Source organism: Caldithrix sp., from assembly GCF_056497305.1.
Window position 1 is genome coordinate 1 of record NZ_JBSMDE010000008.1, and the last position, 9,658, is coordinate 9,658.

Annotated in this window: 9 protein-coding genes; 1 reads left to right on the forward strand and 8 read right to left on the reverse strand. The window is 46.5% G+C overall.

What is annotated here, in order from left to right; all coding sequences use genetic code 11:
- Nucleotides 1–314: 314 nt before the first annotated feature.
- The 7 genes from ubiE to mqnE are packed head-to-tail and all read right to left on the reverse strand — an operon-like array spanning nucleotide 315 to nucleotide 6,744.
- Nucleotides 315–1,049, reverse strand: coding sequence for a bifunctional demethylmenaquinone methyltransferase/2-methoxy-6-polyprenyl-1,4-benzoquinol methylase UbiE (ubiE, locus tag ACWB0I_RS00775; protein WP_479386119.1), 735 nt, complete (start codon nucleotides 1,047–1,049; stop codon nucleotides 315–317).
- A complete protein-coding gene (locus ACWB0I_RS00780) occupies nucleotides 1,042–1,647 on the reverse strand; it encodes a UbiX family flavin prenyltransferase (protein WP_479386120.1) in 606 nt (201 codons plus the stop codon). Before ACWB0I_RS00780 ends, ubiE begins: the two co-directional genes overlap by 8 nt.
- Nucleotides 1,644–2,516 carry a UbiA-like polyprenyltransferase gene (locus tag ACWB0I_RS00785; RefSeq protein ID WP_479386121.1) on the reverse strand — a complete coding sequence of 291 codons (873 nt, stop codon included), beginning with the start codon at nucleotides 2,514–2,516 and terminating at the stop codon, nucleotides 1,644–1,646. The genes ACWB0I_RS00780 and ACWB0I_RS00785 overlap by 4 nt, the downstream gene beginning before the upstream one ends.
- Nucleotides 2,507–3,700 (reverse strand): amidohydrolase family protein, encoded by a 1,194-nt coding sequence (locus ACWB0I_RS00790; RefSeq protein WP_479386122.1) that lies wholly within the window; start codon nucleotides 3,698–3,700, stop codon nucleotides 2,507–2,509. Before ACWB0I_RS00790 ends, ACWB0I_RS00785 begins: the two co-directional genes overlap by 10 nt.
- Nucleotide 3,701: 1 nt before the next feature.
- Complete coding sequence (gene mqnC / locus ACWB0I_RS00795; RefSeq protein ID WP_479386123.1) at nucleotides 3,702–4,769, reverse strand: cyclic dehypoxanthinyl futalosine synthase; 1,068 nt, start codon at nucleotides 4,767–4,769, stop codon at nucleotides 3,702–3,704.
- Entirely contained in the window at nucleotides 4,759–5,625 is an 867-nt protein-coding gene (locus tag ACWB0I_RS00800; protein WP_479386124.1) for a menaquinone biosynthetic enzyme MqnA/MqnD family protein, read from the reverse strand. Before ACWB0I_RS00800 ends, mqnC begins: the two co-directional genes overlap by 11 nt.
- A 15-nt stretch (nucleotides 5,626–5,640) precedes the next feature.
- Nucleotides 5,641–6,744 (reverse strand): aminofutalosine synthase MqnE, encoded by a 1,104-nt coding sequence (mqnE, locus tag ACWB0I_RS00805; protein WP_479386125.1) that lies wholly within the window; start codon nucleotides 6,742–6,744, stop codon nucleotides 5,641–5,643.
- A 388-nt stretch (nucleotides 6,745–7,132) separates the two neighbouring features.
- Here mqnE and ACWB0I_RS00810 point away from each other — a divergent pair, with 388 nt between their 5' ends.
- On the forward strand, nucleotides 7,133–8,056 hold the full coding sequence (locus tag ACWB0I_RS00810) for a 3-phosphoglycerate dehydrogenase (protein ID WP_479386126.1): 924 nt from the start codon (nucleotides 7,133–7,135) through the stop codon (nucleotides 8,054–8,056).
- 596 nt (nucleotides 8,057–8,652) lie between these two features.
- Here ACWB0I_RS00810 and ACWB0I_RS00815 read toward each other — a convergent pair.
- Nucleotides 8,653–9,564, reverse strand: a complete 912-nt coding sequence (locus ACWB0I_RS00815) for a nucleotidyltransferase family protein (protein ID WP_479386127.1) — start codon at nucleotides 9,562–9,564, stop codon at nucleotides 8,653–8,655.
- Nucleotides 9,565–9,658: the final 94 nt, after the last annotated feature.

A 9,658-nucleotide genomic window follows, 5' to 3' on the forward strand; every position in this document is an offset into this window, starting at 1 on the left:
TTTGAGATAAGATTTTTTTTCAACCCGCACCATTCTCCCCCTCGCCCGCTTTGCGGGAGAGGGGGCCGGGGGGTGAGGGCTATTACTCAGCAGATATTCGCCGGTAAAAGATTAAACCAAATCTTAATCCATTTAAATATTCCGTAAAGCAGCAAAAAAATTTTCGCACGCTAAAATGCTAGTTCTTTTAAGGGAAGTATTCTAATATCCAAATGTTGGGATAGGGTTTTCAGGACATCCAGAACCCCTTACACGGGCAGCCTGAATTTCTCCCTCTTCCGCTCCCCGGGTGAAAACCAATTTCGGCCTTGCTATCAGGGAATGATTTTGGTTGCCCGATAAATGACCGCTACCCCGTTAAGCAACTTCCAGTACTCCACCCGATCGAAACCCGCGTTTTTTAATTGCGCCGTAAATTCAGCAATGGAAGGAAATTTCTCAACCGAAGCAGGCAAATAGGAATAAGCTGCCGGGTCTTTACTTACTAATCTACCAATTAAAGGTAAAATATTCTTAAAATAAAAGAGATAAATTTGTCGGAACAGGAAAAAGGTGGGTAAGGAGAATTCCAGAATGATGGCCTGGCCGTCCAGGGTCAGAACGCGATGAATCTCTCTCAGGGCTTTCTGCATATCCCCCATATTTCGGATGCCAAAGGCGATGGTCATGCCATGAAAACAGTGTTCTTTAAAGGGTAGATGCTCGCCATCGGCGTTGACCAGGGCCAGGCGCGAATCTGTTTTTGCATCCGTAATTTTGGGTCGGGCGAATTTAAGCATGCGCAGGGCAATGTCCACGCCTACCACGTGGCAACCCTTCTGGCGGATCGTTTCCAGCGCGAAATCGGCTGTACCACAGGCCAGGTCGAGCACACGATGTTCTTCTGAAACCTGTAGCTTGCGAATGGCCTTCTTGCGCCACAAGATGTCCAGGCCAAAACTTAAAACATGATTAAGAAAGTCATAGCGATGGGCAATGGCATTAAACATGTTACGCACATAGCGCTTTTTCTGGGTTCCCGGTTCCAGAACCATTTTGGGCTCAGCCATTGTTTTCTCCCCAGCGCCTACTCAATTGATGTGGAATGTTCAGGTGATCCATTACCCGGGCCACAATAAAATCGACCAGCTCATTGATGCTTTGCGGATGGTGGTAAAAGCCGGGAGAGGCAGGCAGGATGGTTGCCCCTGCCCGGGTGGCTTTTTGCATATTTTCAATATGAATCAGATTGTAAGGTGATTCGCGAAAAACCAAAACCAGGGGTCTGCGTTCTTTTAAATGCACGTCGGCCGTTCGTTCGATGAGGTTGGCGGCGTAACCATTGGCCACTGCGGAAAGGCTTTTGGCCGAACAGGGGATGATGACCATCCCCTCAGTGAGAAAGGAACCACTGGCTACCGGGGCAAAATGGTTTTCGGCCTCGTGTAAAATAATTTCTGCTCCATTGTAGGGCTCATTGCCAAACGTTGCCCAGAATTCCTGAAAGCTCTGTCTGGCAGCGTCCCAGCCGATCTCTGCTTTTAGAATCTTTTGCGCTACAGAAGAGACGATCAGATGCACCTGGTAAGCATCAGGCACAGCCCGCAAAAATCGGGCGGCGTAAAGCATGCCGCTGGCGCCACTAATTCCTACTACAATCCGCTTCATAATAAGAAGTAATCTCCCAGAATACTCAAAAAGAAGATGACGCTGATGATGCCATTCATATTAAAGAAGGCCATATCCAGTTGTGAAAGATCATCCGGTTGCACCAGCGAATGTTCATAACTGAGTAGAGCCGCGATTACGGTTAAACCTACCAGATAGATAAAATGCAGGTCTAATACAATCCACAGGATGAAGAGCAGGGCAAACGCTATTAAATGGCTCAGACGAGCAATCCACATGGCTTTTGTTTTGCCAACCAGGCTGGGAATGGAGTACAGGCGATACTGGCGGTCGAATTCGTAATCTTGCAAGGCGTACAAAATGTCAAATCCTGCCACCCAGAATACAACGGCCAGCCCCAGAAGCACAGGCGGCCATGCAAAAGAACCGGTAATGGCCAGCCAGGCGCCTACTGGTGAAATACCTAAAGCCAGGCCCAAGACATAGTGTGAAAAGGCAGTAAAGCGTTTGGTGTAGGAGTAAATGAAGATAACAAACAGGGCCACGGGCGAGAGGACAAAGCACAAGGTATTCAATTTAAAGGCTGCAAAAATAAAAATCAGGGTTGAGATCAACACAAATGCAGAGACCTCCGCCACTTTAATTTTACCGGCTGGCAGATGGCGGTTTTTGGTTCGTGGATTGGCCGCATCATACTCGCGGTCGACCAGCCGATTGAATCCCATGGCTGCGCTCCGTGCGCTAACCATGGCCACAATAATCCACAATAATTTTTCGCGCGTCAGAGGCAGCACATCGTTGGCCAGAACAGCCGATGACAAAGCAAAGGGCAGCGCAAAAACAGAATGCGAAAACTTGATCATATGACCATACTCTACCAGGCGTTGTAAAAACTTTTTCAGAAACATTTCAACTCTCTCCATGTTCGTGAAACCACAGCAAGCTCAGGATTCTTCAGTACGGGTTTATTGAATTGAAACACATTGAAAGCCGCACGTTTACCCACTTCCAGCGATCCAAATACTTCCTGGCGACCAAGCGCTCTGGCTCCGTTTAAGGTCGCCATTTTAACCAGAGTCACCGCATCCAGAATACCATTAAATCGCTCCCATAGATAATAAATTTCATCATTTAAGTCAAGACTGGTATTTGATGCCAGGCTGTCTGTCCCAATACACAGGGGGATTCCCTTTTCAACATATTTTTTAAGTGGTGGCAGTCCCACATCCAGCAGCTCATTACTGCGCGCGCAGATACAAACCATGGCCTGGCTGGTTTTCAAGAGGTCCAGGTCTTTCTCGGTGACCTGCACACCGTGTACTGCCAGGGTGTTGGGCCGCAATAAACCAAGATCGTTTAGATAAGCGACCGGCGTTTTCTCCGGCCGTTTCCAGTCCGGCGGCCAGGCTTTGCGTGCTTTGAGAAAGGCTTCCACCTCAGTAGAACCCGTAGTAAAAAAGGCGTATTCGTCCGGACTTTCCGCCAGGTGGATGGAAATCCTGGGCGAAGCGCTGGCAATTTTTTTTAGCAACGGCCCCGAAGTGGAATAAGCAGCGTGCGGCGTCAGAATAGCCCGTGGATTCACCGCTTGCAGTTCCTGAATTGCTTTCCGGTAAATGGCGTCAGCGCGTTCTGGCAAAAATCCTAAAATTTCATAAAAAACCACCCGTTCAACCATCTCTTCAGGTAAGGGCGCCAGCAAAGGTCCATTGGTGATATCCCCCACCAACGCTGTTCCACTTTGACGCATCAGACGCAGTTGTTGCAGGGCAGAGCTTATGACGCCTTGCGCGGTCTCTTTTTGGGCGCGGGCTGCCAGCAATGATTCAACCCATGGAATAAATCCCAGCTGCGACAGTGGTTCGTCTTTCAGGTACGATAATTCCAGATGGGTGTGGGCATTTACCCAGGCCGGTAAAATAACAGCTTCCGGAAAGCTGTAAATCTTTAAATGGCTGGAATGGTGAGGCAATTCATGAATAGGTAAAATCGCCGAGATTAGGCCATCTTCGACGAGGAGAGCAGCCTCGCGCATGGGCGGGCTGGAAACCGGAACGAGCCAGCTGGCACAATAGGCTTCTTTCTTTTTCACATTAATTCAACAAATTGTATTCCATATCGCGCAGGCGGGGCTGAAAACCGGCCCGGCTAATGATCCGTTCAATCTCATCCCGCGTCATGCGGAAGGTAGCCCCGGCTGCCGCCACTACATTTTCTTCAATCATCAGGCTGCCAAAGTCATTTCCCCCAAAAAACAGAGCGGTCTGAGCTATTTTTGCCCCCATGGTCACCCAGGAAACCTGAATATTGGGCACATTATCCAGCATTAATCGCGAAATGGCCAGAGTTCGCAGGTAATCGTAGGCGCTGGTTTTTTCGATATGAACCCTGGTATTTTCCGGCTGGAAAGTCCAGGGAATAAAGGCGGTAAAACCCAGAGTGTGATCCTGGAGTTCGCGGATTTTAATCAGATGTTGTAAGCGGTGCTCGTAATTTTCCAGATGGCCGAACATCATGGTGGCCGTTGTTTTCATGCCCATTTTGTGTGCCGTTTCCATCACTTTAAGCCATTGCTCGGCTGTTGTTTTGTTGGCATTCAATTTTTGACGAATTTCATCCACCAGAATCTCGGCGCCTCCACCTGGAATGGAATCCAGCCCGGCCCCACGCAATCGGATCAGAGTCTCCTGTAATGAAAGCTGGGAAATTTTTGCAATGTAATGAATTTCCGGGGGAGAAAGGGAATGAATGCGCACCATAGGAAATCGATCTTTGATGTAGCGAAAAAGGTCTTCGTAAAAATCGATTTTTAATTGTGGATTCAGTCCCCCCTGCATCAAAATCTGGTAACCGCCCAGATCGATCGTCTCCTGAATTTTACGTGCGATCTCCTCTTTTTTGAGCACATAGCCTTTGGGCGAACCAATTTTTTCGTAAAAAGCGCAGAAGTCACAATTGGCCACGCAAATATTGGTGTAATTAATATTACGATCGATGATGAAGGTAACAATCGGTTTGGGATGCCAGCGCCGCCTTACCTGATCGGCCAGTTTACCCAACCAGAGCAGATCCGTTTGTTCAAACAGGAACAGTCCCTCTTCCAGGGTCAAACGTCCGCCATCGGCAACCTTTTGTTCTATGGTTTGTTTATTAATCTTCATAAAAATGTAACTCCGGAATGTGATCAATCAACCCTAAATAAAAGGCATAATGGTAAAATTCCATTAAACCTGCTTTTTCATCCTCACCCAGGGTGTAGTAAATATTTCGCGTCAGATACTCTTCATAGAACGACCAATCATTGGATTTACCCACAGCATATTCTCTGGCAATTTTTTCGATATTGTGTGAACCTACTTCATAGGACTTGTTCATGATTTCAACTTCTTCACGGGTCAAGCTTAGCTCGTGTCCGGCCCAAAATGCGTAAACAAAGGGTAAACCCGTCATATCAGTCCATTCCTCCCCCAGATCCAGATGATTGGAAAATTCCGTTTGATATTGCAGAGCCCGATCGCCAATAACCAGCGCTGCATCGGCATGCTTCAACATCTCCTGCAAATTGGGAGGCATGTTCACAAATTCGGGTTCGATCTCAAATTTTTCCAATAGCAAGATTTTTAACAGGGCCACCGAAGTTCTGGAACTGGTGTCCAGAGCAATTCTATTAATGCGCTTAATATCCTGATTGAAAAACAAAGCCACACTCTTTACCGTTCCTCTGGATGAAATACACAAATTGGGAATGATTTTCCAGGCCCCTTTACTGCGTGCATATTCGATGGAGGGTACCAGACCCAATTCCACCTCGCCCTGTAACAGTCGTTCCGCGCAAACGGATGGCACGTCTTTTTGCATGGTAAATTCATGGGGAACCAGGCCTTTTTCCAGACCGTAAACCAAAGGCTTGGTATTTAAGTAACTCACATAACTCACATTTTTAACTTTGTAGGAGATCGGGGCGTCGTCCTGCGCTTTTGTTTGTGATGCTTTGCTAAAAAGATTATTAAATTCCATTGACTACTCCGTTTATTAAATCTGCTCCACGGTTTTCATTTCAGTATTAACACTCTGGTACAGTGCATTACGTTCCACGGGAATAAATCCACACTCGCTGATTAATTTTTTAAGCTGACTACGTGTTAACATCTGCGAAGATTGGGCGCCGGCCATGTGGTAAATGCGTTCTTCGACCACCGAACCATCAATATCGTCTGCTCCAAAAGAGAGAGCGATCTGAGCCACGTCTTTACCCAACATGACCCAATAGGCCTTGATATGGTCAAAATTGTCCAGAAGCAAGCGACTGATGGCGATGTGTTTTAAATCTTCTACCCCGGTGGCCATGGGCAGGCGGGCCATGCGTGTATTTTCCGGATGGAAGAGCAAAGGCAGAAAGGTTAAAAATCCGCCTGAATCATCCTGGGCTTCACGCAAACGAATCAGATGATCAACCTTTTCCTCATCCTTTTCGATATGGCCGTACAGCATGGTGGCATTGGTACGGATTCCTTTGCGGTGCGCCATTTTATGAATTTCGATCCATTCATCGGCCGAAAGCTTATCCATAAACAGTTTTCTTTTGACACGCTCGCTAAACACCTCTGCGCCGCCTCCGGGCATGGCACTCAAGCCGGCATCGATTAAATCGTCGAGTACATCTTCCCAAGATTTAGCGGAACGTTCTGCCAGGTAGGCGATTTCCACAGCGGTGTAGGCTTTGATATTCACATCAGGGCGCACCTCTTTAACGACACGCAACACATCGAGGTAGTACTCGTAAGGTAATCCATCGTCCAGGCCACCGACAATATGGATTTCCGTTATGGGTTCTTCGATGCGTTCCAGTACCTTTTGACGCACGGTTTCCAGCGACATACGATAGGCACCTTCCTGCCCTTCTTTACGGTAAAAGGCGCAAAACAGACAATCGTTCCGGCAAATATTGGTGGGATTAATATGTTGATTCATTGTAAAATAGGTTTTTAATCCGTTTTTTTGCAACCGAACATGATGCGCCATTTGACCAATGGTCAGAATATCGTTGGATCGGAAAAGGGTCATACCATCATCGAAAGACAGCCGTTCCCCCTCCATTACTTTATCATAAATCCCTTTTAAATTCAAATCCGTCAAGTCAATACCCCATTCTTACTTACTACGAAATCAAAAAATTTACGAGACCAGTACAGTTAAAGCAAATTTATGTATCTCTTTTTGTTTTTAGAACGTTATCATAAACGGGATAAAACGAGCAACTCGGGACCATTATTCCAGCCCAAAACCTGACCGGAATTTTAATGATTTTTGAACCGGGATTTGCCTGATTACCATGATTAAACTTTTTTAATGTCGGGATTCTGCGCCTAAAAATGAGAATTACGTTCCTTTGGGCAGGAAAAATCATGGCAATCCGATATCGGAAATGAGTTTTCCCTTTTGCAAAAAACTGTTGTGTTTTATTAAAATATGTGATAATTTTCATTTCGTAAAAGATAGTTTGCAAAAATAAGGAGAACAAACAATGCCAAAAGTTTTGGTTGCTACCGTAAAGCCTTTTGCCCCCATTGCTGTGGCTCAGATTAAGGACATTATTGAAAAAGCCGGGTATGAATTTGCCCTGTTGGAAAAATATGAATCAGAAGAAGAATTGAAAAAAGCGGTGGCTGATGCTCATGCTTTGATCGTGCGCAGCGACAAAATCCATGCTGGGATCATGGACGCCGCCCCCCAACTAAAGATCATTGTACGGGCAGGCGCCGGTTATGACAACATCGATCTGCAAAGCGCGACACAAAGAGGGATTGCCGTGATGAACACTCCTGGGCAAAACGCCAATGCCGTTGCCGAACTGGCCCTGGGCATGATGGTCTACCTGGCGCGTAATCAGTTCAATGGTAAACCGGGCACTGAACTTAAAGGGAAAACCCTGGGCATCCACGCCTTTGGCCATGTGGGCCGACGCGTAGCGCAAATTGCCAGAGGATTCGGGATGGAATTATTTGCTTTTGATCCCTTCATTCCTGAAGCAGTAATCGCTAAAGAGGGCGTGACGCCGGTTAAATCGGTTGAAGCGTTGTACGAAAAATGTCAATATGTCTCCCTGCACATCCCGGCTAACGAACAAACAGTGAAGTCCATCAATTTTGAGTTATTGTCGCGCATGCCCCAGAATGCGGTGCTTGTCAATACAGCGCGGAAGGAGATCATCGATGAAGACGGCCTGTTAAAGATGTTTGCCGAACGCGCGGACTTTAAGTACATCTCAGATATTGCGCCCGATTGTGCCCCCGAAATCGCTGAAAAATATGAAGGACGCTACTTCTTTACTCCGAAAAAGATGGGGGCCCAAACCGCAGAAGCCAATATTAACGCCGGATTGGCCGCCGCCCGACAGATTGTCAACTTTTTCGAAAAAGGGGATCGCACTTTTCAGGTAAATAAATAAAAAAGATCCGGGTTCTGCTGAAAAGTCGGTACACCCAGCCCAGCGGCGGAATAAGGCGGTGCACAATCCATAAGCATTCTTTTTGTGCTGAAGCTGAATATTTAAGGATGGTTTGCAATAGACGGGGCCAGCGTGGCCCCGTTCTGTTTTGGAATACTTCCCTCAAAAGATGTAATGCCTTGGCGTGCAAAAATTTTTGTGCTGTGTGAGGAAGTAAAATCGTTGAATTGTTGAATGGTTCAATAGTTGAATAGTTGAATGGCCTGTCCGGTGGCCAGACGGGCCTGTCCCCGAAGATCGGGATTTTCGCTTCGCTACAACCGGCTGCGCCTGCCAGACGGGCCCGTCCTACGGCCGGACATGCCTGTCCCCGGGAATAGGAGTTTTCACTTACATAGGTACAACATTTGTGTAGGTGTTAGGGCAAGGCTCGAGCTGAAGCTCGAGTTACTTCTGAATCGGGAATAAGAATGACATGCCGGCACGGTTCCTCACCGCCTGGGCATAAGTTGCCCTCTCACAAAATAATTCGTAATTCGTAATTTTTAATTAAAATGCGCGCTTTGCAATTTTTTAAAGGTTGCGACACTGCTGCCTCAGCCCATTTCCCACAACTTAGGAGGATAGGTTCCCTGTTCAACCAACTGTTTAATATTTTCCTGTACAATGGGCTTGTCTTCCTGATAAGTTACTCCAAACCACTGTTCATCAGTCGGCAAAATTTTAATCCTGGCCTGATTGTGCTGAATGAGCTGATCCAGAATCCAGGGCAAAAAGAATTCGGCCTTTGGATTGTCGCCGTTGTGTTGAAGGAATTCTTTAAAATAAATTTTCAAGAAATCAAAAAACGTCGGTGTAAAGCCCATCATATTCATCGAGACATTGGTGCGGCCCGAAATTTCAATTTCCTGGCCTTCGTCGTTCAAATAAACAATCTGACTGTCTTTCCAGAAAATTTTGGTTCGTTCCACAATTTTTTGCAAATAGCCCTGCGCATCGGTTTCACAAATGCCTCTGGAAACCGCACCGTGCCTGGAGAGCGTCTTTTTTAACTGATAACCAATGATGGCATATTCTGTACTCCGCATATCCTGTTTTTTTAAAAAATTAAACAGGAGTCGATAGGCGCCCCGTCCGTAAAAGTCGTCGGCGTTGATGACAGCAAAAGGCTCCTGCACGACTTCCTCGGTAACCATGACGGCATGCGCGGTGCCCCAGGGTTTTTTGCGCTCCGCCGGCGCTGTAAAGCCCTCCGGTAAATTGTCCAGTTCCTGAAACACAAAATAGAGCTGGGCTTTGTCTTTTAATTTGGGTTCAAAGACAGCTCTGAAATCGGCCTCTAATTCTTTGCGAATGACAAACACAATTTTTTTAAAGCCCACACTTAGAGCATCAAAAATGGAATAATCTAAAATAGTTTCTCCATTGGGACCAAATTGATCGATTTGTTTTACACCACCGTAGCGACTGCCCATCCCGGCAGCTAAGATTACTAATGAAGGTTTCATGGAACGCCTTTCTTTTCATTATTGTTTACTGTAATATCCATTGCTTTAAAACTAAAATAAAAGCCTGCGCCTTTTGGAGCAAGAAAATTTATGC